Raw genomic sequence first — 26,431 nt, 5'->3', positions numbered from 1 at the left:
CGTTGCACCGAACGGGGCGCACCGCTCAGGCCGACGCGAGGAAGCCCTGCGACAGCCCGTTGGCACGCGCGTCGCGCCATTCACGATGTGCGCGCGGGTCGGTCCACGCCAGCAGATGGAGCGCAGCGAGTGCTCGCGGATCGTTGAGTAACTCCCACTTCTGCGTGTTCGTCAGCTTGGTGGGCCCCTTGAGCAGCGCCGTCTCGACACGGCCGGCGCGCACGGCGTCGCGCTTCGCATCGTCGCGGGTCGGCATCACGCTAGCGGCGATCAGGGCATTGGCCATCGGGTCGATCACGGCGTCTACGAAGTCGATGTGCTTGCCCGCTTCCTCGGTGTACTTCTCCGTCATGCGCAGCTCCTTGGGCGGCCACGACTCTTCCGGAATCAGGAACAGACGGGCGCGCTTGAGGCCGCGTCCGAGCGCTACCCGGCTCGAGAACACGGAGACGGGTATCGAAATCATCATCGACCCGACGATCGGCATCAGCCACCAGATGAAGTCCGGGTTGAGCCAGTAGACGATCCCGCCCCACCCCAGCCCGATCACCGTTTGCAGGCCATGGCGGCGAATCGCTTCGCCCCAGCTCGTCTCGGCGTCTTCACGCGGCGGCGACTTCCATTGGATGGCGATGCCCGTAAGCGCAGCGAGCACGAACTGCGTGTGGAACAGCATCCGCACGGGCGCGAGAACGGCGGAGAACACCATCTCGATGAACATGCTCACCGTCACCGCGAAGGCGCCGCCGAATCGCTTTGCCCCCTTCACCCAGATCAGCAGCACGGCGAGGATCTTCGGCAGGAAGAGCAGCGTTGCCGTTGCCGAGAACAAGGCGAGCGCCCGCTCGGGATGCCACTCAGGCCAGACGGGGAAAAGCTGACGCGGCGTCGTGAAGTACTCGGGCACGACCAGTGTGTGCTGGGCGAGCAGGCACGTCGAGAGAATCAGGAAAATGAACCACAGCGGCGCGGAAACGTAGGCCATGGCCCCCGTGACAAACACCGCGCGATGCACCGGATGCATGCCTTCGGCCAGGAACAGGCGGAAATTCATCAGGTTGCCCTGACACCAGCGCCGGTCGCGTTTGAGTTCGTCGAGCAGGTTCGGCGGCATTTCTTCGTAGCTGCCGGGCAGGTCGTAGGCAATCCATACGCCCCAGCCTGCGCGCCGCATGAGCGCCGCCTCGACGAAGTCGTGCGAGAGAATGGCGCCGGACATTGCGCCCTTGCCCGGTAACGGGGCAAGCGCGCAGTGCTCCATGAAGGGCTTCAGACGAATAATGGCGTTGTGGCCCCAGTAATGCGCTTCGCCCAACTGCCAGTAGTGCAAACCTGCGGTGAACAGCGGGCCGTACACGCGGCCCGCGAACTGTTGCAGACGGGCATAGAACGTTTCTCGTCCGGCCGCGAGCGGTGCGGTCTGAATCAGTCCGGCGCTCGGATGCGCTTCCATCATGCGCGCGAGTTTCGTCAGACATTCGCCGCTCATCACGCTGTCCGCGTCGAGCACGATCATGTAGCGGTAGTCGCTGCCCCAGCGTCGGCAGAAGTCGTCGAGGTTGCCGCTCTTGCGCTTCACGCGGCGCTGGCGGCGGCGATAGAAAATACGGCCGAAGCCACCGACTTCGCGGCAAAGCGCCTGCCACGCGTCGACTTCGGCGGTGCAGTTATCGGCCTCGTTGGAATCGGACAGAATGAAGAAGTCGAAGCGTTCGAGCGAGTCGGTCTTGGCCAGTGACTCGTAAGTCGCGCGCAAACCGGCGAACACACGGCCGACGTCTTCGTTGCAGATCGGCATGACGATGGCGGTGCGTGCATCAGGCTCAATAGGCGTGTCGCCCGCGGCCATCTTCGAGATCATGTGACGCTCGCCGCCGAACAGCAGAACGAAGAAGCCGAAGATAGCCGTCCAGAACCCGGCCGAGACCCAACCGAAGAGCAGCACGAACAACACCAGCACGGCAAACTCGAGCGAGTCGGCCCCGTGATAGGGCAGCACGGACGCCATGAAGTGTGTGGCCAGCGCCGTCTGCGCGATCATCAGCGTGAGCAGCGTCCAGCGACGGCGGCGGCCCGCCTGCGACCATCTTCCCTTGGGGTCGGGCGCGTCGCGCACGAGCGGATCGGGGTCGTTGCGGCCGATCAGCTTGCGCCACAGCCGGCCGAGGGGATTCAGCGACCAGGCGCGCGGAATAAGCGACGTGCGGCGTACCGGCGGCGCAATGCGCAATGTCTGCACACCGCGCACTGCTTTCAACCCTGCAGCCGCCGCCAGCGATCCGCCCTCGGTGATGGCAAGGCGCACCGGTTGCGAGGCGAGCACGGCGTCGCTGTCGGATTCGATCTCGGCAATATCGTGCGGATGCCAGACTGCGGCCGTCACGGCGCCGGCGTCGTTCTGCTCTGTCGCATCACTGGCGTCGGTCGGCGTGCCAGGCCTGGCAAAAGTATCGCCCGCAGGCGGCAAGGCCTCGCCACCGGCGTTCGTGGCACGTGCGGCGAGCAAGCGCTGCAAGCGAGCGAGAACGTCGAGCGAATCGCCGCCCTCACGCTGTGCTTGGGCAAGCAGCGCGCGGCGCTTCTCGGCGGGCAGGGGCAACCGGTCGACGTACAACTCGTCGACCGGAATGTCGGAGCGGTCGCTCACTCGGGGGGTAACAGGTAGCTCCACGTTTCGGATAGGGTGTTACTGCCGTTGCGCAGGTAAGCGCGCATTTCGACGGGTTTCTCGGAATCGAGGCGGCGCATGCGGAGCATGACGCGATAGCCTCCCGTGACGTCATTGCGCTGCGTCTGCACTTCCAGGATTTTGCCATTGCCGTCGATGGATACGTTCCCTTCGACCTTGGCATCGTCCGGCAGTTTCTTGAGCGCCGGGCCCTCGAAATCGAGCGCAAACAGCAGACTGTCGTCTGGTTTTCCCCGGTAGCCATGCCCACGCCGGCTTTGCGACACCCACGCCGTCGGCGGGCGCTTGTCGTTATCTTTTTGCCACGACAGCCGATATTCGAGCGCATACGGTTGTTTGGGCTTGGGCGGCGCATCCGGTATCCAATATGCAACGATATTGTCGTTGGTCTCGTCGGGCGTCGGAATCTGCACCAGTTCAACGCGGCCCTGCCCCCACTTGCCCTTGGGCTCGACCCAGGCGCTCGGGCGCAATTCGTAGTGGTCGTCCAGATCCTGATAGTTGCTGAAGTCGCGGTCGCGTTGCACGAGTCCGAATCCGGCCGGATTCGACAACGCGAACGACGACACGAGCAAACGCTTCGGATTGACCAGCGGACGCCAGATCCATTCGCCGGTGCCCGACTGGATCGACAGGCCGTCGGAGTCGTGTACTTCAGGACGATAGTCGGCCACCGCTGCGGGCTGGTTCTCGCCGAAGTAGAACATGCTGGTGAGCGGCGCAATGCCCAGCTTGGTGACGTTCTCGCGCAGGAACAATTCGGCCTTCACATCGACCGTGGTGTCCACGCCGGGACGCAAGGTGAAGCGATACGCGCCGGTGGCGCGCGGCGAATCGAGCAGCGCGTAGATGATCAGCTCTTTGGCGCCAGGGGCGGGGCGTTGAATCCAGAATTCGGTGAAGCGCGGAAACTCTTCACCGGAATTGAGCGCGGTGTCGAGCGCGAGCCCGCGCGCCGACAAGCCGTATGTCTGGTTTTTGCCCAGCGCGCGGAAGTAGCTCGCGCCGAGGAAGACCATCACTTCGTCTTTGTACTTCGGCGTGTTGACCGGGAAGTGGACGCGGAAACCCGCAAAGCCCAGGCCACGCAGTTGTTTCGGGTCGACTTTGAGAGCGCCGAAATCGAACATGTCGGGGCTGTAGCGCAACTCGCGCACGGCGTTGCCCGACAGCTCGTTAATCTTGACCGGGCGGTCATAGTACGAGCCTTCGTGGAAGAACATCAGTTCGAACGGCAGCTTCTGCGCACGCCATAACGCCTTCTCGGGCTTGAAGCGAATATTGCGATAGCGGTCGTAGGTGAGGTTCTGCAACTCTTTGGGCAGATTCGGATCTTTCGGCTTATAGCGGCTATTCGCGAGCGTGCGCGCCTGTTTGGCGACATCATCGAATGAGAATGCATGCGCGGCACCGGACACGAGCGCGCAAAAACTCAGCACACTGGCGAGCGCCAGGCGCACGGCACGGTGGGAAATCATGCGGGGAACCGCGTTGGGCAGGAATTCCATCGGCAGTGGAGGATAGCGTGTAACGCGCGTGCCAACCGTAGCTAGCGTGCGCCGAACGCGCAATTTTACCCGTTCATTCACCGATTGACTAAAGATGCATCGGTAAAACCTTCGAAGCGGGTGCTCACATTACCCCAATCGTCCACCGGGACGCCGCTCACGGGGAGTCATAAATTTGTGACTATTTGTGACGAATGCGCAAAACGGCTGGATTTCGGCCCCCTCTTCAATCCCAGCCAGATCATCCGGAAGTCGTTTTCACACCATTTCCGTGCCACTCGAGGCCGACTCTTTTGGCCCATTCCCATCCTTCGCAGGGTGTGATTACCGATTCGTCATCGCCAATAACCCGCCAAGTGTTATCAGCGCCCCACCTATGGTGCGCCGGACGATGTGCTGACGCCGAACCATCGCCGCTCGCATCCAACCCGCCGAGAAACCCAGCGCGACAAGGCTGAACCACGCCCAATGCGCGAACGACATGAACACCCCATAAGCCAGCCCAAGCGCCCACCCCGTCCCCGGATGAACGATCTGCGTGAACGTACTCACCACGAATAACGTGGTCTTAGGATTCAATGCGTTGGTGAAAAAACCCTTGCGCAAGGCGCTCGCGGCCTCTTCCCAATGCGTTGGGCCAGAAACGCCCAATCCGGCACACCGCGCCGACGCCCCCGTTGCTCCCGTCGCCCCCTCTTCCCGAATCACATCCGCTACCGGCGCTCGGTCTCGCAACGTCCGCCAACCGATGTACATCAAATACGCCGCCCCCATCCACTTGATCACCGCAAAAAGCCACGGCACCTGCGCTATCAGCAACCCGACCCCGACCAACGTGTAGATAACATGCACCTGCACCCCCACCGCTATCCCCACCGCCGCCCACATCCCCGCCCGCCGGCCATACCGCCAACTCTCCCGCGTCACCATCGCGAAATCCGCCCCCGGACTGATTACCGCCAATACCGTGATTGTTATTACCGCTAGTAGCTCTTGCATTGATAAAACCTCACCGAATTCAACACCGACGGACCGGAGCCCTATTCCGCCACTCAGACAGTGACCCAACTCGCGGCAGAACAGGGCCCCGATCCGTCTCACTTGATTTTTCAGGCGTTTTTTTACTTTTTGGGTCCTGAATTGTTCGTTATTCTGTGAGAATTCTTCGGCCGCGAAAAACGATCTTTGTGCGCTTTTATTCGTGATAATTTTTCACCTATGAATCGGTCGCTACCCCTCAATGCCCTCCACGTTTTCAACGTCGCCGCCAACGAATTAAGCTTCGCCCGCGCCGCCGACCACCTGTTCGTGACCCACGGCGCCGTCAGCCGCCAAATCCGTACGCTCGAAAATGCCCTCGGCCTGCCACTGTTCGAACGCCGCAATCGCGCCGTTTTCCTCACCCCCGCAGGAGAACGCCTGCACTCCACCACCCGGCAAATGTTCGAACACCTCGCCTCAACCGTCGCCAGCCTTCACCCCTCTTCCCCCACCCACCCCCTCGTCGTCTCCTGCGAACCCACCCTCGCCATGCGCTGGCTCATCCCCCGCCTCGGCACTTTCGCTCAAGCGCATCCCAACATCACACTGCATCTCCACTCCGCCGGCGGCCCCCTCGATCTCGCAACAGCCGGCGTTGACGTCGCCATCCGGCGTAATGATTTCTTCTGGGGACACACGCTCGCCGCCGAACCCCTCGCAGATGAATGGATCGGGCCCGTCGGCTCGCCCGCCTCGTTCGATACTCCCCACCCCAAGCAACTCCATACCCGCACTCGCCCACAGGCATGGCAGGACTGGCAGCGCGCCACCCGCAAATCACCCATCGACGCAAACACCACAACACCGCCGTTCGAACACTTTTATTTGAGCCTGCAGGCCGCAGGCGCCGGGCTGGGGGCCGCCATCGGCTCCGTGTATATGGTGAGCGACGAACTTGACGCCGGACGCCTCATCGCCCCCTCCGGCTTCGTCCGCGATGGCTCAGCGTACGTCGCGCTCGCGCGCGAACCGTTCGCCGCAAACCCGGCCCGCGAAACACTCCTGCACTGGCTTCGCTCCGCGCTCGCAGAATCGGCTTCGAAATGGATCTCCCGCGAAACGCCGGCCGATACGCGAGACGCAATCCCATAGCCCTGCGACGGCGAACGCACGCGCATCACTCGGTGTCCCCAGCGCATTGAGCAATTCGGGCGTGAAGAGGTCACCGAGGGCGGCGACGGCAGTCGACGTCAGCACGAAGCATGTGGTGCTCGTGCCGACGATCCGCTGAGTGAGTTCCTGGTTTTTCGCGCCGATGGACTGGCCAATGCGTATCGCGTTGGCCATGCTGATGCCGGACACCACGCCCAGCAGGAAGAACAGCAGGATGTTGGCGTTGGAGGCGGCGGTTAGCGCAGACTCGCCCAGGAAGTGCCCGATCCACATTGCGTCGATCGAGGCGTTGAGCGACTGAAGCACATTGCTGCCCGGCACCGGCAGCGAGAACCGGAATAAGGTCTTTCCGACGGGCCGCGCGTGAGGTCATGCCCGGCCATGACGCCCCCTACTTGGTGTCGAACTTCACGCCAGCCGCCGGCGCGGGTACCGCACATTGGTGCGCGCGCAGATTGTCGAGAAAGCGCTGGATCAACGGCAACACCTTGACTTCGATATCGCCGTGCCCGTAGCCGAAACCGGCAAAGTTGAAATGCGTGGCGCCATCGACAACCGCCTGCCAGTGGCACCCCGTCGGCAGATCCGCGTACGGCTCGGTGCGCGTCTGCCACTTGCCGTCCAGCGGCGCGTCGCGCGTGCCGGTCACGAGCAACACGGGCTTATGGATGTCGTGCCACGCGCCCGCCGGAAAAATCGGTCCCGGCCCCTGCGGCGACAGCGCGATGTAACCGTCGAAACGGTCGTCACTGTCGAGCCCGAGCTTGTTCTTCGCCCCCGCCTCGACCATCACCGTGACCGCACCCATCGAATGCCCCGCGAAGACCGCCGGTCCCGATCGGCATTGCGTGCGTGCCCAATGCAGCGCCGCGCCGGTGTCTTCGAGACGATCGACATACGCTTCGGGATCCGTAGTGAGCGCCAGCAATCCGTCGCGCAACCCGCCGTTGCGCACGCGATCACGCAACGAGTCGTGCCCGCTTTCCTTGTGTGCCATCGTCACCGTCAGCCAACCATATTGCGAGAGGGCACGCCCAAGCCAAGCCAGCGCGTCACGGTCGTCGCCGGCGCCGGGACTGAGCACGGCCACCCCGCTGCAAGCAGCAGGCGGCCGGAAGACATGGAGATTGGCGTACCCACCGTCGCTGCGCAGCACCCGCAGATCGACACCGGACGGCGCCGGGGTGTTCGGCGTAGGCGTGGCACCAGAAGAGGAAGTCGAAGGAACCGGGGGAGAAGCAGGTTTCACCGCCGGTTTGCCCGGCATTGTCGTGTCGGCAGCCGAGGCAAGCGAGGGGAGCGAAGCCACCAAGGAGATGCCGAGACCGCAGGCACCGAGCGCGACGAGCATCGTCGCGAACGATCGTCCCCCGGCCCTGCGCGACATTCCGAGCATCCGTTCTCCCCTGGTCTCTGGCAGCCCACAGCCACCCAGGCCGGCAGGCCAATTGGGCCGGGAACAACGGTCTCGCGCCGAAGCCCCGCTGCGACATCACACGATGGATCATCTTAGCGCGGATTGCGTAGGGAATCGCATGAATTTTGCATACGACATACCTGTCTCGCGTGCGCAACGCGTGGGCCGTACGAGTCGCGTGAATCGCGCGTATCGCTCGCCAAACGCGTCAGGCGTGTCAGGCGCGCTGATGACGGGCACTGGTTATGTCGCACGATAAGCCGAGGGCCAGCCAAGAGGGTCACACCGCCACACCCTCGCTCACCACGATATGACCGTTCGCCACCACCCAGCGGCGCGGCGCACGTGTGACGATGGCTTGCGCGGCGTTCGCCGCATCGACCAGCACCAGATCGGCGCGCGCCCCCGCATGCAAGCCATAGTCGTCGAACCAGCATGCCCTCGCGCCCTGATGGGTGACGCAATCGAGCGCGATCGCCAACTCGTCGTCACGGCGCAGGTTGTAGCGCAGACCGATCATCATGGCGCGCTCGAGCATGTCGGGCGTGCCGTACGGTGTCCATGTGTCGCGAATGCCATCGTTGCCGCCCGCGAGCGGAACACCCGCGCGGCGGCACGCCATGAGCGGCGGCACGACGCGCGAGGGCGGCGCCGTCGTGATCAGCGCGACACCCGCGTCCGCCAGGCGCGCGAGCAACGCATCGGCACGCGCCGCCTCCAGTTCCCCCAGACAAAACGCATGCGACACGACGACCTTGCCCTGCATGCCCAGCGCCACAGTGCGCTCGAGCATCAGCTCGATCGAGAACGCGCCCATCTCTCCGGGCTCATGCAGATGAACGTCGACGGGGCAACCGTGCTTGTCGGCCAGCGTGAACATGGCGTCGAGCGATGCTCTCGGGTCGCGGTCGATGGCGCACGGATCGAGCCAGCCCAGCACGTCGGCGCCCCGCGCGAGCGAGTCGTCGAGCAACGCGACCGTGCCATCGCGGTCCAGCACGCCCGACTGCGGGAAGGCGACGATCTGCATGTCCAGCGTGTCCGCCAGCACCTCCCGAGTCGCGAGCACGCCATCGAGATGACGCAGCCCCGCGTCGGTATCGATGTCGACGTGCGTGCGCAGCCGCGTGGTGCCTGCCGCGAGGAATGCGCGCCCGAGTGCGAGCGACGCGGCCCCCGCATCGTGCCCGCTCTCGGCACGCCACCGTCTCTCGTTGTCAATGCGATCGATCAGGCGCGAGCCGCACTCGTTGACGTACCACGGCATGCCCCACGCGGTCTTGTCGAGATGCGTGTGCGACTCCACAAGACCCGGTAGCAGCAACGCGCCGCGCGCGTCGATCCGGCGGGTGGCGTTCCCTTGTGCGATGGGTAACGACGGGAGAGACGGCCCGATCACCGCAATCCGCCCGCTCTCGATGCGCACCTCGACCGGCGTACCGTCGAGGCCGCGTGCATTGCAGATGTCCAGTGTTGTCATGCCTTCCCTCAATGAATTTCCGTGGCAACGTTGCGCGAGCGTATCAGGTATCGGGAACGGCAGCCCACACCGCCGATACCACGGGCTGTCGCCCGTCAAGCGGCGCGGCAATCGCACCACGGGCTCAGGGGACGCATGGCACATGCGCCGCATTCAGGGGTATATTTCGCCTGTCTGCGACGGGCCTGTGGCCCGCCTGCCACTTTCGCCCCCCGCCCGACACACGAAAGCACGAAGCCCGAAGGAAGCCCATGTCCCATCTGGTAGTCCACGGCGGCCAGCCCCTGCGCGGCCGCATCATCCCTTCCGCCAACAAGAACGCCGTTCTCCCGGTACTCTGCGCCACGCTGCTCACCGATCAGCCCGTGCGCCTCATCGGCGTGCCCGAGATCACCGACGTTCGCAAGATTCTCGATATCTTCCGGCAGCTCGGCAGCGATGTGAGCGTCGATTTCGAAACCGGTACGCTCGACATCCATCACCGCAATACGAAGTTCGACCCGCTCACCGACCATCTGCCGGAAGAAATGCGCTCGTCGATCATGCTCGTGCCGCCGCTGCTCGCGCGGTTCGGCGTTGCACGCATCGAAGACAACGTCAAGGGCTGCACGCTCGGCGTGCGCGAGATCGACCCGCACATCGAAGTGCTGCGCCATTTCGGTGGACGCGTCGAGCGCACCGAAGGCTCGCTGCTCATCCACGCAGACGACGCGCGCCCCGCCATCCGCCATTGGCTCGATTACGCTTCGGTGACGACCACGGAGAACTTCGTGCTGTGCGCGGCATCGGCCAAGGGGCGCTCGCAACTGAACAACGCGGCCTCGGAGCCGCACGTGCAGGAGTTCTGCCGTTTCATGCAGATGCTGGGGGTGCCCGTCGAAGGTGTCGGCACGTCGCAGCTCGCCATCGAAGGTGTGGAACGCTTCGGCGGCGGCGAATTCCGCTTCGCCGAAGACTTCCATGAAATCACGACGTTCCTGGCCCTCGGCGCGATCACGGGCGGCGAAATCACGGTCAAGAACACGGCGCCGGATCAGTTCCCGCTGATCGACCGCACATTCGCCAAGTTCGGCGTGAAGGTCGAGCACCGCGATGGCTGGTCGACGGCCACCGCGCAAGGCAAGCTCAAGGTGCAGACACCGTTCACACAGAACATTCTGACGAAGGTGGAGGCCGCCCCCTGGCCGTATTTCCCCGTCGACCTGCTACCAATCTTCATCGCGCTGGGTGTGAAGGCCGAGGGCAGCGCGATGTTCTGGAACAAGGTGTATGACGGCGCCATGGGCTGGTCGACCGAGTTGTCGAAGTTCGGTGCACACGTGTTCCAGTCCGATCCGCATCGCCTGATCACGTTCGGCGGCGTACCGCTCTCGCCGGCTGTCGTGGAAAGCCCGTACATCATCCGCGTGGCGATTGCCCTGCTGATGGTGGCCTCCAGTATCGACGGACAATCGACCATCAAGAACGCCCAGCCGATCCAGCGCGCGCACCCGCGCTTCGTCGAAAACCTGTGCTCGGTGGGCGCGAACGTCGTCTGGACGACCCCCGAGTAAGCCACTTGTGTTCTGCCGGCGGCCGGCCCCCACGGGGCCGGGTTCGCCAGACGGGCACGCCGACCGCGGTCGGCACCAACACGCGTCGTCTGAATCTGGCGTTTCGCGAATGAGACCGGATCTGGTCGTCACCGGCCACATGATGCCCAACGCCGACGGTCTCGCGGTCGCCCGCGCCACACGCTGCCGCTGGCGCGGCATGCCCGTGCTGGCGATCTCGGCATCGCCGCAATAAGACGGCTTCGCCCGGCACGTCCATCAACTCGCGCAACGAGGCGATCTGGCCGGGTTGGCTGAGTTGTGTGCAGCGCCGTTGTCCCGCTGATATCCCCCCCGGTAGTGTTACGTCTTGCCGTTTCGGCGATGTTTCGTTTTCGTAACGCTTTTTCCACCGCGCTCGCCCACCCTCCTCACAACTTCCTTATATATCAAATAGTTAAATAATTCAGATGGGGTGGCGCGCAACTTGCATATGACAGAACAACGGCCCGTTGAGGCTGGAGGGCCGAATTTCTGGAGACTGTCATGGCAACCGCCCATTTCCGCCGACCGCATCCGACAGTGGAACTCGCGCGCTGCGTGTTCCGGCAGCATTACATTCGCATCATGCAGGCCGATCGGCCCGGCGACTACGCCGTACTGGTCGACGTCTGGCCCATGGACGGCAGGACGTTCAAGAGCATCGATCAGGCCAAGCACGCGGCCATGCTGTTCATCCGCGATATGGAAAACGATTGAGTCCACGTAAGCGATTCCGCGCCAGGGCCCTGGCGCGGCCAACGAGACGAGACCCTCATGAAACATCGCCACACACGCCATAACGCCGCCGAGCGCCACACCCTGTCCGCTATACCGCGGCCGGCTGCCAGTCACCCAGTGGTACTCGACCCGGCGGGCGACCCCTACGCGCGGGTTGCCGTCGAGGCCTATGCCGACGCCTGTGCCCACGAACAACCGTGGCTGGCCGAAGCGCTTCAGCGCCAATACCAGTTGGCCGGGGGCACCCCCTCGAGCGCCGCAGCCCTCTGGCGTGCATTTCACGAAGCGCAGCGGCAGGCGCGCGAGGGGGATTCGTACGATGAGGCAGCCTGGACCCATGTGGCGCTGCATCTGTGCGAGGTGCTGGGGGCGATGAACTTGTAAAGCGGGTTCAGCACGATCCTCCCGGTTTTCCCATGGGAGGTTGTACGCATTCGACGAAAATGCGTCGGCGCGGGCATTTCTGGCATACTTCGTGCAAATGCAAACCGCGAAGTCCGCCAGTTAGCCAATGAGCACGTCTGAAACGTCGGCAATGATGCCCAGCCGACATCTTTTTGCCAAAATTTTCGGCACACTAATCCTGTTGTTTCCCGCCGCCGCGCTTATCCTTCCGCGCGGAGGGAACACTGTTATGTTTTTAATCGTGGCGTTAGGTGCGGCCATCCTCCTGATGGATCGCAGGTTCGGCGAGATTTCCTCCCTCATCAAGACCAGCCCCCACGTCCGGGTGTTCGTCGTCGCCTTGTTCCTGCCGTTCTTTGCGATCCTGGCGGTTGAAGTGTTCCACGGCAAGATCGTCGCGAATACGCTCGACTCCCCCGTGCGCTTCCTGCTCGCCACCATTGTGTTTTTCAGTCTGCGCAGGATTGCCTATGTCATTCCGAAATGGGTCGACCTGACATTCGGTGCCGGAGCCATCTGTGCCGCAGCCATGGCCCTGTACTCGACGGCAGACCTCCTCGCCGCGAGAGCCGAAAGCTCGTTTCTGAACCCGATTCATTTCGGAGATATGGCACTGCTGCTCGGCATCCTGTCTCTCGTTTCGATTCACTGGCTCTCCCATGACAAACCGTGGATCGTCGCCTTTAAGATTCTTGGGGGTGCGGCTGGCTGCTATGCGTCATGGGCAAGCCAATCCCGTGGAGGCTGGATCTCATTGCCCTGTCTGCTGATTGTGTGGTTTTTTTGGCACAAACATCCCATCAGTACGGGCCGGCGAGCCGCCATTGCACTCATTGCCATTGTTCTCCTGATCAGCACCTTCGCTTCGCCAAGGGTTCGGGAGCGGTTCGAATCCATCCAGACAGATCTCACCAGTCGTTCCGCCGGGCAGCCCGATTCGTCTACGGGTATCCGGCTGGAACTGTGGAAAGCGGCGGCAAAGCTCACCAGAGAAAATCCCTTACTGGGATTGGGCGCCCATGGATATCACGATGCCATGCCAGGGATGGCGGCAACCGGCATGCTGACGCCCACAGCAGCAGACTTGGGCAGGGGCGAAGTCCATAACCAGGTTCTTGCTTACGTCGTCGACTACGGACTGGTGTTCGGCCTATTGAGCATTCTTGGGGTCTACGTGGGCCCGGCCTATTTCTTCATCCGGTCTGCCAAGATCCGCCATAGCCCCAGAGAGCATCGTGCTGCGCTGATGGGTCTGATGACGGCGGTCGCTTTCGCCATATTCGGTCTGACTGTGGAGACCTTCAATCTGAAGGTCACCGTCGCCTTCTACTCGACGATGGTGGCCCTGTTCGCGGCCTTCGCATATCCTGTGGACAATTCGATCGGCACGTCCGACGACAAGATCCCTGCCGCGCCGTAACCACGCCGTTCCCCACATGCTAAGTATCCTGATTCCGACCTGGAACAATCTGCCGTTCCTGAAGCTGTGCATCGATAGCGTCCGCCGGCATTCCGGCGAAGCGCATGAGATCCTCGTTCACGTGAACGACGGCAGTGACGGCACGCTCGAATGGGTACGGGAACAAGGTCTGCGTCACACGCACAGCAGCGGCAACGTCGGCGTCTGTCTGGCGCTCAATCAGCTCGCACCGCTCGCGTCGCACGACCAGTTGCTCTTTCTGAACGACGACATGTTCGTCACGCCCGGATGGGACACTGCCCTCCTCGACGCCGCCCGTGCACTCGACACGCCGGTGTACTACCTCTCGTCCGTGATGATCGAACCGAACGCCGGGGGGAGCAAACAGGTGGTCTCGCGGGACTTCGGTACGACGACGGAGACATTCGACGAAGCCGCCCTGCTCGCCTTTGCGGCCTCGCTCGGCCGTGAGGATGTCAACGGCGTGCCGACGCAACCCACCCTCGTGAGCCGCAGTCTGTGGCACCTCGTAGGCGGCTACAGCATCGAGTTCGGACCAGGCATGAGCAGCGACGACGACTTCCTCATGAAGCTATGGCTCGTCGGCTGCCGCACGTTCCGCATTGTGGGTAAAAGCGTGGTGTATCACTTCGGCTGCCGGTCGACGGGCCGTGTCGTGAAGAATCGCGGCAGCCGCGAATTTCTGATGAAGTGGGGCATGACCCAGGCCGAGTTCAAGCGCGGCTATCTCGATCTGGCGGGCACACCGGCCGGCGCCGCGTTACCCAACGTCCCCCGGCCCAGCGGCCAGAGCCGCATCAAACGGGCCTTGCATGGCAGCAAGCCGTATCCGCTCGAAGACCTCGAGCGCTGGGACCCGAACGTGCCGAGTCACCTGAAGCTCGACTGAGCGGCGAGGCATACACTTTCCCGTCGGCTGACGAGCGTCAGCCGTTTTTCCCCGAGTGTTTCGAGAAGCGCCGCCTCAGGCAATCAATGGCGCGGGTGGCGAATCTTCTCCCACGCGTGCTCGAGACGTTGCACCGCCCGATGATCGGGGTGGCGCGTCCACCAGACACCCAGCTCCCACACCATGCCGGCCAGCAGCGCGATTACGACCAGCGCGCCGATCGTGTACCAGATTTCACCGAATGAGGTTGTCATCACGGCCTCCGGAAAATGCTTCACGGACGGCCAACGGTCGTCCGTGATTCCATTTTAGGCGACCGCCCCCGGCTTGCCCGCCGGGTCAGCCCTAGCCCTGAGCGTCGTTCACGACCGTGCGCATCAAAGCTGGCCCATTGCCAGTTGCACCGCCAGACTGCTGACCGACACGGCAGCCCACACCCCCAAGCCCAGCAGAATGGGGCGCACACCGGTTGAAGCCATGCGGCGCAGGTTCGACGACAGGCCGATAGCCGTGAGGGCGACGATGATGAGGAACTCCGCTGCGTCGTGAATCCAAGGTTGCAGTTCCGCCGGTACGAGCCCAGCCGTGCGCACCCCCGACGCAATCAGAAAACCGAGGATGAACCAGGGGAAGATGCGGGCGAGGCTGAAGTTGCCGGCCCCGGCACGCTTGGCGCGGTACGCCACGATGGCAGCCAGCGTCAGGCAGATCGGGATGATCAGCGTGGCACGCGTGAGCTTGACGATGGTCGCGTAATCGCCTGCCGTCTTGCTGTAGCTATAACCAGCGGCCACAACCGACGACGTATCGTTGATTGCCGTGCCCGCCCACATGCCGAAGCCGAGGTCCGACAGATGCAGCATGTGACCGAGCATCGGGAACAGCAACACGGCGGCAATGTTGAACAGAAAGATGGTCGAGATGGCGAATGCCGTTTCGTGGTCGTCCGGCTTGACGATGGGCGTGACCGCCGCAATGGCCGACCCGCCGCAGATCGCCGTGCCTACGCCGATAAGCAGCTTGAGCTTGTCGCCCACGCCGAGCAGACGGCCCAGCCCCCACGCCGACAGGCCGGCAGCGGTGATCGTAACCCCCGTGACCGCCAGCGACTCGAGCCCCGTATGCGCCACTTGCGACAGGCTCAGGCCGAAGCCGAGCGCGATGATCGACCACTGGAGCACATACTTCGAGGCGAACTTGATGCCGGCTTCGTAACGAACACCGGGCGAGAACACGTTACGAACGATAATGCCGAGCAGAATGCCGAACACCGGACCGCCGATGAGCGGCATCTGACGACCGAGCAACAACGCCACAAAAGCAATCACCGTCGAGAGAATCAGGCCGGCCCACGGATTCTGCCGATCCGGCACCAGCGTATCGGGCCGGCTGGCCGTGGCGGGGCGGGTGATATCGGTTTTTGTGGTCATCGCAGGCACTCCTCTGGAATGACTGCAAGTCTAAAAACTCCGCTTCGATAATAAAAATCGTTATATCGGATACGATATATCCAAATAACCGATAATTATTTATCCGGCATGTAACTCTTTGAATTGATGGTTTTTTTCACCTGTGCTGCAAATGCCGACGGGTGCAAATGTCTGCGGTGGACCGCTACACTCTCCTAAGCCGCCAGGAAGAGCGTCCAGAATCCAGATCCGGAGATCGCCCCTCATGTCACAAGTTGCCGACACCCCTGCCCGTCGCGCGCAATGGTATTTCGATTTCTCCTCCCCATTCGCCTATCTGCAATTCGAGCGTTTCGACACACTGCCGCGCTCGCTCGCCATCGACCTCAAGCCGATCGTGCTGGGTGCGATTCTCGTGCATCTTCAAACGCAGGGGCCGGCCGAGACCCCGCATAAGCGCATCTTCACGTACCGCATGGCGCAGTTTCGCGCCGAGCAGGACGGCATCGCGTTTCGCATGCCCCCGGTGCACCCGTTTCATCCAATACGCGTGCTGCGTCTGGCCGCGGCGCTAGGCGCCACCCGCGACGTCGTGCGCACGATTTTCCGGTTCATTTGGGCCGAAGGGCGCGACGTTACCGACGGACAAGGCTGGCAAGACCTATGCGAGCGCCTCGGTCTTTCGGCCGACGAAGCCATCGCCTTGGCCGAAGCCCCGCAGGCCAAAGCCACGCTACGTGCGAACACCGACACGGCGATTGCCGCCGGGGTGTTTGGCGTTCCGACGTTTGCCTATGACGGGGAGTTGTACTGGGGCGACGACGCCACGGCGCTGTTCCGCCACTGCCTCGCCCATCCGGAATGGCTGCGCTCGCCCGACGTGGCGCGTCTGGAGCAGGTCACGATCGGTGTGCGGCGCGAACGCTGACACCCTTGCCTGAGCGTTAGCGTTACTTCGCCCCGCCAAGCACTAGCGGCAGCGGCACGGCGTCGGCCATGGCCGCATAGCCGGCATCGCTCGGGTGCGTGCCATCGCCACTGTCCAGACGCGGCAGCATGCGCGTGGGCTGCGCCGGGTCGCGCAACGCGGCGTCGAAATCGATCACGCCGTCGAAAGCACCGCTCGTGCGCACCCATTGGTTGACGGCTTCACGCACCGCCTCTCGCTCGGGCGGCAGCTTGCCCGGTGGAATCGTCGTTCCGAGAATGCGGACGTTGCGCGAACGCGCAGCGGCGATCAGCGACTGATACCCCGCGATCATGTCGGGTGCGCTCACGATCACATGGGGCACGTCGCAGTCGAGGCCGCCGTGAGGCGGCACGTAACCGAAGTTGATGTCATTGATGCCGATTTGCACGACAACGGTTCGCACCCCCGGTTGCTCCAGCGCGTCGCGCCGGAAGCGCGCAACGAGGCGCTCGCCGTAACAGGCCGAATCGTGCAGCAGGCGATTGCCGCTGATGCCCAGATTGAGCACCGAGATGTCGCGCCGCCCGGCACTCTCCAGACGCCGCGCCAGCGCATCCGGCCAACGCCGATTCGCGTTGAGCGTGCTGCGCATGCCGTCCGTAATCGAGTCGCCGATAGCGACAATGGCCTGCGCAGGCGCTTCCGGCACTACGCTAAGTCCGGCGAGCCATAACGTATTCGTGAAACGCGTGGGATAAGCCGACGCCTGCGCCGTGTCGACGAAATCTCCCGCGCCGCTCAGAAACGCCGTCTGCTGCGCAATCTTGTGCCACGTTGTCGGTGGTCTGGCTTCACGCGTGAAAAGGCTGACTGCCAGCGGCGTTCCGGCGCGCACGGCGAAGGGCAGCGGGTCACTCTCGAGCGAGGCGCCGGGCGCAATCCGGGCCATCGGCTGGCCGCCGAACGTCAGTGGGCGCACGCTGGCGGCATCGACCGCCGCCCCCCGCGACGACAGGGCGAGGCTCGCGCGCTCGATCACCAACGGCTGCATGCCGTAGGCGTTGGAAAAGCGCACGCGAACGTCGTTGCCGGAAAGGGTGGGATAGACGATCTGACGAATAGTGCGTCCGCTTACCGTCGGCGCCCGATTGAACGACGGTGCCGCCGGATGCTGCGCCACGGCTTGCGGCGCCGTTGCCCACGTACCGACGCGCGCGTTCTGCGCGAAGACCCGCGACGTCACGCCCATCATCGCAACGGCACACAACGCCACGCTCAGGGCAACGCCCAGCGCGCGCAGCGCACGGGGTGTTCGGCGCAAACCGTCGGCGGAAGAAGACCGGTGGATCAGAAACGTCGGGAGCATCGGGGCAACGTAGGCAACTCGGCCGGAATCGCCCGGCAACAGCCGCCATTGTGCCTGATTGTGGCCAAGGTCAATGACTGGCATGGCCAGCGTCGATGCCGATGCAACACACGGTTTGATGTGACGAAACCCGGCGCCCTGAAAAACTTAGCGCGTCGAAATGACAATGGCGACGCGCCGGTTCTGCGCACGGCCGGCAGGCGTGCTGTTATCCGCCACGGGATCGCGCTTGCCGGCACCGATCGTTTGAATTCCGGCGCGCTGCATGCCCGCGTCGACCAGCACACTGGCGACAGCATCGGCGCGGTGTGCCGAGAGCTGCTCATTGTAAGTGTCGCTGCCCACCGAGTCCGTATACCCGTAAACACGGACCTCGTTCAGCCCGACCCGCACGAGCGTTCGGCCGATACGCAAGACAGTCTGCTGCGCAGGCTCGCGCACCACGAACTTGCCGGTATCGAACAGCACCGTGTCGGACAGGCCGAATTCCCAGCCTTCGTCGGTCTGTTTGAAACCTTCCTCCTTGAGCGCCGCAATCTGCTCGGCCGTCAGGCCGTGAACCGGCGTGGTCTGGCAACCGGCCAGCATACCGAAGCCCAGCAGGCAAACGACCCCCAACAACCTGCGAGCCAACACCCCCCGCCGGGCGATGACGCGAACGAGGCGCGCCACGAAAGTGAGGTTCAGCGAATGTGAGTGTGAATCATGTGTGTCAACAGCGAAGTCCAAAGCAAAGTCCCCATTGCGTTAGGTAATCCGGTCGTCATTCATGTGGGTGGTGTCTTTCAGCTCAGGTGCTGCGCGCCGCCTTATCTTTTGGGGCTTTCCGCAACATGCCAGGTGCCGACACCGGCCCGCTTGGCTTGATACATTGCCGCGTCCGCCACGCGCAGCAGTGCGGGGGCATTGTCGGCATGTGTCGGGTACAACGCTACGCCGATGCTCATCGACGTCACGACCTCACCGCCATCGGGCAGCGCAATCGGTTTTTCCATCGCCACGAGCAGGCTCTGCGCAAGCCGCACGGCGTTTGACGTCTGTCGCACGCCCAGCAACATGACGGCGAATTCGTCGCCGCCCAGCCGAGCGACCAGATCGCCCTCGCGCAACGGCTGACGCAACCGCTCGGCAATGGCCACGAGCACGGCATCGCCCGCATCATGCCCCAACTGGTCGTTGATTTCCTTGAAGCGGTCACTGTCGAGGTAAAGCAGTGCGACGTGCGTGCCGACCTCGCGCGCGTCGACAAGTGCCTGCGCAAGCCGCGATTCGAAATACGCCCGGTTCGGCAGCCCCGTTAAAGGATCGTGATTCGCCTGATGCGCGAGCGTGGCGTTCTGCGCCCGCAAGTGATTCTGCCACCCCTCGAATTCGTCGAGCAACGCATTGAAGTCGTCGCCAAGCTCCTTGAGTTCGGCCAGCGGTGTGGCCGCCACACGCTGATGGAACGCCCGTTCGCGGCGCACGGCGTGCGCCACTTCGGCGAGCGCACGCAGCGGCTTGACGATATCGCGATGCATCCGCTTCGCGAGCACATTCGACACCGCGAACGTCACCAGCAGACAAGCGAGTATCCCGCTCAAACCGCTGAGCAAAAAGACGAAGAACTGATGCCCCTCGCCCTGCACTTCGACGTAACCGACGACCTTTCCGCCATGGCGAATCGGCAGCGTGACAGGGCCGGGCAGCGCAACTTCCGCCACCATGCGCTCGACTTGCGCAAGTGTACTGCCATCGTGCCGGCGCCACAGGGCAAACTGTGCCTTGCTCACATCGAGCACGCGCACCTGAAAGACGTCTTCGTCGTTGGCGATAAGGGCAATCGCTTCCTGCGCGGCCACACGGTCTCCGAACACGACCGCAGCCTCTGCGGTATAGGTCAGCGAGCGCCCGATGAGCAACAAATTGTTCTCGGCATACGTGCGCAAGGCGAGCCACGCCACGAGCGAGAGCGCGACGGCGGCGAGCACCACGGCAGAGACGGCCAGGCGCAAGTGGGTGCGACGCAACACGCCCTGCAACGACGGGTGTCGACGGGCCGAGGCCGGCGTCACGGTGGGATGCGCGACGGGCGGTGGCTCATGACCACCACCGGCCGGCGCATCGGATGAAATATGGGGCGGCGGCAACCCGGTAACGGGCTCGCCTGAACCAGGAGACATAGGGGGGGTTGGGGGGCGTGAAGTCGTCATTGTGTCCCCGGTTTTCGCGCCAGCTTCAGCACATTGGGGTGGACACGTACACCGCTGCGCGCGACGGTGTCGAGGTTGATGTCGAAAGTCACCCGGTCGGGATCGACGTTCAGGCAGAACATCGTCCCGAGCGTGCACGAGTCGTTTCGCTCGCTGATCGTCAATATGGGGTGACCCGCAATGGTCGCCAGCACTTGCCGGCGCTCGGTGTCCGTCATGGCACCGAGATACAACGCGTCGCACTGCGAACCAATCGTGGGATCGGCGACGGACACACGTTGCGCCTCGACCGGTACGCCGCTGCTCGGCAAGGGTCCTGAGAGCAGGTCGCGCGCATAGTCGGTGTTGCCGCTCACGCACAGGCGCACTTTGGCCGGCGGCGTCGGCCAGCGGGTGAAGCTGATGATGCCGAGCACCACCTGCCGCACATTGGCCTCGCGCGTGCTGGCGGGCGCGGCGGCCTCAGGCGGCTGCGCAGCGGCATTGCCGAGCGCAGCCCAACAGACGAGTAGCATGAGACGCGCCAGACGCACGCGCAGACGATGAAGCGGCCGGCGTGCTCGCCAGATGCCTCGTGCCATCCCGCTTGTCGATATCCAGGCGCAATGCAACGCTGTCTTCCTTTGCCGAAAAAATGGATCGGGGCAGGCAGACAACGCGATATCCGGCTCGCGTTTATGCACAGCCCCCCGCTTGAACCAGGCCGCATGATACCGAAGGACCCGCCGTCAGGCCACATGAATGAGACGGCCGGAACCAACGCCCACGGGCATGCGGCCCTCGCTTTCTGCCGCCGTTCAGCACGTTTTTTTTGCCGCACGGGCATGCACAGCATGCACGCGCCGGCGCGTTTTCGGAACCCCTTCGCCCCCCCGCGTTTTCCCTTGCCCGCACGGGCTCGCAACGTGGCAGAATGGCGCTCGTAACCATTTGATAAACAACGGGAATCGTGCGGTACGATCGCTCGATTATCGAGATAATAATCGCGACGCCAGGGAGGTGTTGCATGATGTTCCTGAACGCCGGCCGGGCCGGCTTTCGGGAGGCACCGGCGTGAACGACCCCGTGCCTCGCCGGGTGCCCGATGTCCAGGCCGAGTTGAGCCGTGCCGCGCTCGACAGCGCACCCTATGCCATGTTCGTCTGTACCGACGATGGCATGCTCGAGCGCATGAATACCGCGTTCACCCGCCTGACGGACTACCCACCGGCCGACCTCCTGGGCAAGCGCAGTTTTCTCTCGCTGCTCGACCCGTCGGAACTGGCTCGCCGCCGTCTGCCGGCGCTGGCCAGCCTGTCGGGCGACGAAGCCGTGCCCTACGACGACGAATGGCATCTGCTCACCCACATGCGCAGTTGGCTGCCGATCCGGCTGGCGCTTTCCTGCATCGAACATGCCCCAGGCGAGCGGCGCTGGGTGGGTATCGTGCTCGACCTCTCGCAACAGGTGCAGGTGGCGTCCCGGCTCTGGTACGTCACACACCATGATCCCGTCACCCTTCTGCCGAACCAGACCCTGCTCAACGAACGGCTCGAACTGGCGATCCATCGTTGTGCTCGCCAACAGGCCGGACTCACGGTCCTGCTCGTCGAACTCGATCACCTGCGCAAGCTGCGCAGCACGTTCGGGCCGCCGACCGCCGAGTTGGCGCTGCGCATCGCCGCCGAACGGCTGCGCGAAGCGAGCGGTCCCGAAGATGCGCTCGCTTGCCTCGGCGGCAGTCAGTTCGTCATCGTCACCAATGAGACGGGCGATGGCGCGCGCTTGCTGGCAGCGCGGATTCAGGCGCGGCTCGCCCAATGGGTGGACGTCGACCAGAATGCCGTTGCGCTCGACGCGAGCATCGGTGCGGTCAGCTATCCCGACCACGGCAATACGCCCGAGACGCTGTTGCGCCGCGCTCATATCGCGCTCGGCATTGCCGGCGCGGCGGGCGGCGGACTGCGCTTCTTCAGCAGCGAGATGGACGCGCACGCCCGACGCCGCAACGAACTCGAAAGCCTGCTGCGCGTGGCGGTGCATGAGCAGGCGCACTCGCAACTGCATCTCGTCTACCAGCCTCAGGTCAGTCTGGCAAACGGCGAAATTCGTAACGCCGAAGCGCTCCTGCGCTGGCGTCACCCGTCCCTGGGTGCCGTCGGTCCGGCGGAATTCATACCGATTGCGGAAACCGCAGGGCTGATCCTGCCGCTTGGCGAGTGGGTGATGCACACGGCGTGCCGCGAAGCCAGCCGGCTGTTGCGGCGATGCGGGCAACTGCCGCGCATCTCCGTGAACGTCTCGGCGCAGCAGTTCGCCCGTCAAGACGTCGTCGGCATGATCGAGCGCGCCTTGAGCACTCATGCGCTGGAGCCGCGCTATCTGGAAATCGAAATCACGGAAACCGTGCTGCTCGGGGATTCCAGCGCTGCCGTCGGTTGCCTGCGCTCATTGCACGATCTGGGGGTGGAAATCGCCGTCGACGACTTCGGCACAGGCTACGCCAGCCTTGCCTACCTGACGCGCTTCCCTGTCCATCGCCTGAAGATCGACCAGACCTTCGTGCGCGACATGCTGACCCATGCCCCGAGCCACGCCATTGTGAGCGCGGTCATCGCCATGGCCCATTCTCTGGGGCTGCGTGTGACGGCAGAGGGTGTGGAGACGCAAGCGCAAGCGCAACGGCTCACCGAACTGGGTTGCGACGAGGCGCAGGGCTACTGGTTCGCACGGCCGGTCGACATCCACGGTTTCTATCACATCATGGCGCCGCTGGGCAGCGGCGCCCGTCGCTGACGCGCGAGATGGCGCCGCGCCGAATGGCCCAGTCGACTTCCCGATTTTTTACGTCGCAGAACAGGACATCTCCCCCCGCCCCAATCAGACATGGCTCAAGCCGGCAGCCGGGCCATCGTCAGACGAACACCGGCAATTCTTGTGTCCGGCCCCGCTTTTTCCGTTGACATGGCGTGTCAAGACTCGCGCGCGACTTTAGAAAGCGGTAAGGTACGTCGCGAAGGGATTCCCCCGAACGACGTTGCAACGAGGAATATCGCCATGAAAACCAAAGCTGCCATTGCCTGGGAGGCAGGCAAACCCCTGACCATCGAGGAAGTCGATCTGGAAGGGCCGCGCGCCGGTGAGGTGCTGATCGAGGTCAAGGCCACCGGCATCTGCCATACGGATTACTACACACTCTCCGGCGCCGATCCGGAAGGCATCTTCCCCGCCATCCTCGGCCACGAGGGGGCTGGTGTCATCGTCGATGTCGGCCCGGGCGTGACCACGCTGAAGAAAGACGATCACGTCATTCCGCTGTACACGCCCGAATGCCGCCAGTGCAAGTTCTGCCTGTCACGCAAGACCAACCTCTGTCAGGCGATCCGCAGCACGCAAGGCCGCGGCCTGATGCCTGACGCCACGTCGCGCTTCTCGCTCGACGGCAAGCCCATCTTCCACTACATGGGCACGTCCACGTTCTCGAACTACATCGTCGTGCCGGAAATCGCGGTCGCCAAGGTGCGCTCCGACGCCCCCTTCGACAAGGTTTGCTACATCGGCTGCGGTGTGACGACCGGCGTGGGCGCCGTCGTCTATTCGGCGAAGGTCGAAGCAGGGGCCAATGTGGTGGTGTTCGGTCTCGGCGGCATCGGCCTGAATGTGATCCAGGGGGCGAAGATGGTCGGTGCCGACAAGATCATCGGTGTCGACATCAACCCGGGCCGTGTCGAACTCGCCAAGAAGTTCGGCATGACGCATTTCATCAACCCGAAGGAAGTCGAGAACGTCGTCGACACCATCGTGCAGTTGACCGACGGCGGCGCCGATTATTCGTTCGAGTGCATCGGCAACGTGACGACCATGCGTCAGGCGCTCGAGTGCTGCCACAAGGGCTGGGGCCAGTCGTTCATCATCGGCGTGGCCGCAGCGGGTCAGGAAATCAGCACGCGTCCGTTCCAACTGGTGACCGGTCGCGAGTGGAAGGGCTCGGCATTTGGCGGCGCACGCGGGCGCACCGATGTGCCGAAGATCGTCGACTGGTACATGGAAGGCAAGATCAACATCGACGATCTCATCACGCACACGCTGCGCCTCGATCAGATCAACGAAGGCTTCGATCTGATGAAGCGCGGCGAGTCGATTCGCTCGGTCGTGCTGTACTGATCGCATGACACACGGCGGCGTGCTCGCGCCGCCCGACGGCCCCGCTGGCAGCGCCTGCGGGGCACTCGCCCCCCATCCACCGTTGGCGCCGCTCGCCCCCGATACGGCACCGGCAGTCCCGGCACGCGACGCTCTCCCCCCTTTCTGCGCACCGAATAACTCGCGACAGGCGTGTAATCGTGGTACCTGCGCTATCCCAACGGGCGTCTCTCCCTCATTAGGTAATGCCACCTGACGCAAGCGAAGATTGCCGCCCCGTTTCGTTTCGTTACATGTGAGCGCAAACCAACTGCCGACGCAACCGGTCGAACGGGCATGCAGGCAGGGATGCGCCGGCCTGCTCGCGCGGAAGGTTCGCCCGGCCCGCCGCATCGTCATGACAGGGAGACGAAAATGAACCAATGGACTTTGCCGCTCGTGCTCGCGGGTGCGGCGACGCTGGTGATGCTGCCGGACGCGGCGACCGCGCAATCGGGGCAGGCGGTGATCAATGCGCCCGCCAATGTGCGCGCGGGTCCTGCGAGCGCCTATCCGATCGTTGCCCAAGCCGGCGCGGGCATGCCGGTGACCGTCTACGGCTGCCTGTCCGACTACTCGTGGTGCGACGTGGGCCTGCCCGGCACGCGCGGCTGGGTCTACGCGGCGCTGCTGAGCTATCCATACCAGGGCAACCCGGTGCCTGTGCTCAACTACGGCACGATGATCGGGCTGCCGATCGTGACGTTCTCTATCGGCGCATATTGGGGCAACTATTACCGCAATCGCCCCTGGTACCACGACCAGCGCTATTGGCATCGACCGCCCCCCGGGCCTCGCCCGCCCGCCTGGGGCGGACCGGGACGCCCGCCGGGACACTATCCGGGACCGGGCTCGCGTCCGCCGGGGCACGGTGCAGGCCCACGCCCGCCCGGATACGGTGCAAGTCATGGTCCGGGGCCGCGTCCGCCAAGCCATGGCGCCGGTCCCGGCCCGCGCCCGCCGGGTGGCGGTGGGGGCCACGGCCCGCGTCCGTCAGGCGGCGGGCATGGGGGAGGACACGGTGGCGGTCAAGGCGGCCGCCCGCCTGGGGGTGGCCCCGGCGGGCCGAATCGCTGATGCCGTCGGCCGCCCGACGCTCATCAACCTGCCGGCCGTCGTCATCATGCTGCTCGTCACCTGGGTGCTGTCGTATGGCGTGCGTGAGTCCGCCCGCATCAACAATGTGATGGTGGCGATCAAGATCGAGATCGTGCCCTTCGCACAATTCACGGGCATCGACCATCCGGTGTCGCTGGCACTGCAATTCGCCGATCAGAACTGGATCGCGGGCTTCGTCGATCTGGGCACGATTCTCGGCATGACGACCGTGATTCTGGTGATTGATCTATCGCACGTATGCCCGTCGCAACGCCCTGCTGCACAAGCATGGCGACGTACCGCGCACGGCTTCCTGATCCGCCTCACACCGGCGGTACCGCCTCGCGCCATGGCGCGGGAGCGCGTATAGTCCGTCACAGGGCTCGCGGCACTCACCGAAATGCCGCGAGCCTTCCGCTGCCATGACGGCGGGTTATGTCGTTGTGCATCACGCAAGTCGTTCGTCCGTCGCTCCCCTTGCTGCCGTTTCGTCACGTCCCTGCAAAGGAAAATAGAACATGCGTCGCTATGTCCTGCTGGCCGCCGTACCCGCCGCGTTCGCTGCGGGCTTCCTCTCTTCCCACCTGATGCCCGGCGCGATGGCGCAAGCCACCGCCCTGAGCGCCCAGATCATCGACGTCGGCGCCATGACCGACGAGCAGATCGGCAAGCTCGTACCCAATGTCGGCACGCTGCGCACGCGCACCCTGGTCGCCACGCCCAACGGCACGATCGCGGTACAAAGCGGCAACGTGCCGCGCCACACCCACCAGGACACCGACGAAATTCAGTATGTGATTTCGGGCAGCGGCACGTTCTGGCTGGGCGACCAGCAACGCGAGGTGCATCCGGGCGATCTGATCGTGATTCCGCGCGGCACGGTGCACGCGGGTTCACAAAACACCAGTGGAGAGTTCAAGGTGCTGGCCGTCAAGCTCCCGCCTCAGGCGCCGACCGATATCCAGTTCGTTAAATGAGCGCCTGACATGCGCGGCGGACG

General features: G+C 63.9%; 23 protein-coding genes and 2 pseudogenes. 13 read left to right on the top strand and 12 right to left on the bottom strand.

Annotation, left to right across the window (positions count from 1 at the left end; genetic code table 11):
- Nucleotides 1-25 precede the first annotated feature (25 nt).
- The 3 genes from mdoH to PCO31110_RS15950 all read right to left on the bottom strand — a co-directional run bounded on the left by mdoH (nucleotide 26) and on the right by PCO31110_RS15950 (nucleotide 5,196).
- A complete protein-coding gene (gene mdoH, locus PCO31110_RS15960; protein WP_246189860.1) occupies nucleotides 26-2,647 on the bottom strand; it encodes a glucans biosynthesis glucosyltransferase MdoH in 2,622 nt (873 codons plus the stop codon).
- A complete protein-coding gene (locus PCO31110_RS15955; protein WP_150690860.1) occupies nucleotides 2,644-4,167 on the bottom strand; it encodes a glucan biosynthesis protein G in 1,524 nt (507 codons plus the stop codon). The genes mdoH and PCO31110_RS15955 overlap by 4 nt, the downstream gene beginning before the upstream one ends.
- 354 nt (nucleotides 4,168-4,521) lie before the next feature.
- The gene (locus PCO31110_RS15950; protein WP_150690859.1) at nucleotides 4,522-5,196 is read right to left on the bottom strand and encodes a LysE family translocator; all 675 of its coding nucleotides are present in this window, start codon (nucleotides 5,194-5,196) and stop codon (nucleotides 4,522-4,524) included.
- Between the two features lie 219 nt (nucleotides 5,197-5,415).
- Here PCO31110_RS15950 and PCO31110_RS15945 point away from each other — a divergent pair, with 219 nt between their 5' ends.
- Complete coding sequence (locus PCO31110_RS15945; RefSeq protein WP_150690858.1) at nucleotides 5,416-6,330, top strand: LysR substrate-binding domain-containing protein; 915 nt, start codon at nucleotides 5,416-5,418, stop codon at nucleotides 6,328-6,330.
- Between the two features lie 69 nt (nucleotides 6,331-6,399).
- On the opposite strand, the pseudogene PCO31110_RS26075 reads toward PCO31110_RS15945, so the two are convergent.
- The 3 genes and pseudogenes from PCO31110_RS26075 to PCO31110_RS15930 form a co-directional block, all read right to left on the bottom strand.
- A pseudogene (locus PCO31110_RS26075) lies at nucleotides 6,400-6,624 on the bottom strand (MATE family efflux transporter); the annotation flags it as partial.
- Between the two features lie 118 nt (nucleotides 6,625-6,742).
- The gene (locus PCO31110_RS15935; protein ID WP_150690857.1) at nucleotides 6,743-7,738 is read right to left on the bottom strand and encodes an alpha/beta hydrolase family protein; all 996 of its coding nucleotides are present in this window, start codon (nucleotides 7,736-7,738) and stop codon (nucleotides 6,743-6,745) included.
- Between the two features lie 310 nt (nucleotides 7,739-8,048).
- Nucleotides 8,049-9,248 carry an amidohydrolase family protein gene (locus tag PCO31110_RS15930; RefSeq protein WP_150690856.1) on the bottom strand — a complete coding sequence of 400 codons (1,200 nt, stop codon included), beginning with the start codon at nucleotides 9,246-9,248 and terminating at the stop codon, nucleotides 8,049-8,051.
- Between the two features lie 251 nt (nucleotides 9,249-9,499).
- Between PCO31110_RS15930 and PCO31110_RS15925 the strand changes: the two genes are divergently transcribed.
- The 6 genes from PCO31110_RS15925 to PCO31110_RS15900 all read left to right on the top strand — a co-directional run bounded on the left by PCO31110_RS15925 (nucleotide 9,500) and on the right by PCO31110_RS15900 (nucleotide 14,295).
- Complete coding sequence (locus PCO31110_RS15925) at nucleotides 9,500-10,801, top strand: UDP-N-acetylglucosamine 1-carboxyvinyltransferase (protein ID WP_150690855.1); 1,302 nt, start codon at nucleotides 9,500-9,502, stop codon at nucleotides 10,799-10,801.
- A 109-nt stretch (nucleotides 10,802-10,910) separates the two neighbouring features.
- Nucleotides 10,911-11,036: a PleD family two-component system response regulator gene (locus PCO31110_RS15920; protein ID WP_010805163.1), complete on the top strand. Its 126-nt coding sequence runs from the start codon at nucleotides 10,911-10,913 to the stop codon at nucleotides 11,034-11,036.
- A 290-nt stretch (nucleotides 11,037-11,326) separates the two neighbouring features.
- Nucleotides 11,327-11,539: a hypothetical protein gene (locus tag PCO31110_RS15915; RefSeq protein ID WP_010805164.1), complete on the top strand. Its 213-nt coding sequence runs from the start codon at nucleotides 11,327-11,329 to the stop codon at nucleotides 11,537-11,539.
- 57 nt (nucleotides 11,540-11,596) lie between these two features.
- A complete protein-coding gene (locus PCO31110_RS15910) occupies nucleotides 11,597-11,944 on the top strand; it encodes a hypothetical protein (protein ID WP_010805165.1) in 348 nt (115 codons plus the stop codon).
- 127 nt (nucleotides 11,945-12,071) lie between these two features.
- On the top strand, nucleotides 12,072-13,385 hold the full coding sequence (locus PCO31110_RS15905) for an O-antigen ligase family protein (protein WP_081636392.1): 1,314 nt from the start codon (nucleotides 12,072-12,074) through the stop codon (nucleotides 13,383-13,385).
- A 16-nt stretch (nucleotides 13,386-13,401) separates the two neighbouring features.
- Nucleotides 13,402-14,295, top strand: coding sequence for a glycosyltransferase family 2 protein (locus PCO31110_RS15900; RefSeq protein ID WP_150690854.1), 894 nt, complete (start codon nucleotides 13,402-13,404; stop codon nucleotides 14,293-14,295).
- Nucleotides 14,296-14,378: 83 nt separating this feature from the next.
- On the opposite strand, the gene PCO31110_RS25705 is transcribed toward PCO31110_RS15900, so the two are convergent.
- Both PCO31110_RS25705 and PCO31110_RS15895 read right to left on the bottom strand, forming a co-directional pair.
- Entirely contained in the window at nucleotides 14,379-14,549 is a 171-nt protein-coding gene (locus tag PCO31110_RS25705) for a hypothetical protein (RefSeq protein ID WP_168162952.1), read from the bottom strand.
- 123 nt (nucleotides 14,550-14,672) lie between these two features.
- Nucleotides 14,673-15,725 carry a YeiH family protein gene (locus tag PCO31110_RS15895; protein ID WP_010805168.1) on the bottom strand — a complete coding sequence of 351 codons (1,053 nt, stop codon included), beginning with the start codon at nucleotides 15,723-15,725 and terminating at the stop codon, nucleotides 14,673-14,675.
- Between the two features lie 244 nt (nucleotides 15,726-15,969).
- Here PCO31110_RS15895 and PCO31110_RS15890 point away from each other — a divergent pair, with 244 nt between their 5' ends.
- A complete protein-coding gene (locus PCO31110_RS15890) occupies nucleotides 15,970-16,632 on the top strand; it encodes a 2-hydroxychromene-2-carboxylate isomerase (RefSeq protein WP_010805169.1) in 663 nt (220 codons plus the stop codon).
- Between the two features lie 22 nt (nucleotides 16,633-16,654).
- Here PCO31110_RS15890 and PCO31110_RS15885 read toward each other — a convergent pair whose 3' ends face one another.
- The 4 genes from PCO31110_RS15885 to yfiR form a co-directional block, all read right to left on the bottom strand.
- Nucleotides 16,655-17,866, bottom strand: a complete 1,212-nt coding sequence (locus PCO31110_RS15885; protein WP_051126559.1) for an SGNH/GDSL hydrolase family protein — start codon at nucleotides 17,864-17,866, stop codon at nucleotides 16,655-16,657.
- Between the two features lie 261 nt (nucleotides 17,867-18,127).
- A complete protein-coding gene (yfiB, locus tag PCO31110_RS15880; protein WP_306439163.1) occupies nucleotides 18,128-18,652 on the bottom strand; it encodes an outer membrane lipoprotein YfiB in 525 nt (174 codons plus the stop codon).
- A 137-nt stretch (nucleotides 18,653-18,789) separates the two neighbouring features.
- Entirely contained in the window at nucleotides 18,790-20,142 is a 1,353-nt protein-coding gene (gene dgcN, locus PCO31110_RS15875; protein ID WP_150690853.1) for a diguanylate cyclase DgcN/YfiN, read from the bottom strand.
- A gap of 26 nt (nucleotides 20,143-20,168) precedes the next feature.
- Entirely contained in the window at nucleotides 20,169-20,753 is a 585-nt protein-coding gene (gene yfiR / locus PCO31110_RS15870) for a regulatory sequestration protein YfiR (RefSeq protein WP_010805173.1), read from the bottom strand.
- Between the two features lie 472 nt (nucleotides 20,754-21,225).
- On the opposite strand from yfiR, the gene PCO31110_RS15865 reads away from it, so the two are divergent.
- From PCO31110_RS15865 to PCO31110_RS15845, 5 genes and pseudogenes are all read left to right on the top strand, one after another.
- Nucleotides 21,226-22,947 carry a putative bifunctional diguanylate cyclase/phosphodiesterase gene (locus tag PCO31110_RS15865; protein ID WP_150690852.1) on the top strand — a complete coding sequence of 574 codons (1,722 nt, stop codon included), beginning with the start codon at nucleotides 21,226-21,228 and terminating at the stop codon, nucleotides 22,945-22,947.
- A 261-nt stretch (nucleotides 22,948-23,208) separates the two neighbouring features.
- On the top strand, nucleotides 23,209-24,315 hold the full coding sequence (locus PCO31110_RS15860) for an S-(hydroxymethyl)glutathione dehydrogenase/class III alcohol dehydrogenase (protein WP_010805175.1): 1,107 nt from the start codon (nucleotides 23,209-23,211) through the stop codon (nucleotides 24,313-24,315).
- 393 nt (nucleotides 24,316-24,708) lie between these two features.
- Nucleotides 24,709-25,410, top strand: a complete 702-nt coding sequence (locus PCO31110_RS26175; RefSeq protein WP_150690851.1) for an SH3 domain-containing protein — start codon at nucleotides 24,709-24,711, stop codon at nucleotides 25,408-25,410.
- 7 nt (nucleotides 25,411-25,417) lie between these two features.
- Nucleotides 25,418-25,675, top strand: a pseudogene (locus tag PCO31110_RS15850) (hypothetical protein); the annotation flags it as partial.
- A gap of 274 nt (nucleotides 25,676-25,949) precedes the next feature.
- Nucleotides 25,950-26,408 (top strand): cupin domain-containing protein, encoded by a 459-nt coding sequence (locus PCO31110_RS15845; RefSeq protein WP_150620304.1) that lies wholly within the window; start codon nucleotides 25,950-25,952, stop codon nucleotides 26,406-26,408.
- Nucleotides 26,409-26,431: the final 23 nt, after the last annotated feature.

Origin of the sequence: Pandoraea communis, assembly GCF_902459745.1 — a bacterium.
Taxonomy (GTDB): Bacteria; Pseudomonadota; Gammaproteobacteria; order Burkholderiales; family Burkholderiaceae; genus Pandoraea; species Pandoraea communis.
This window is presented reverse-complemented; position numbering and strand designations above follow the sequence as displayed.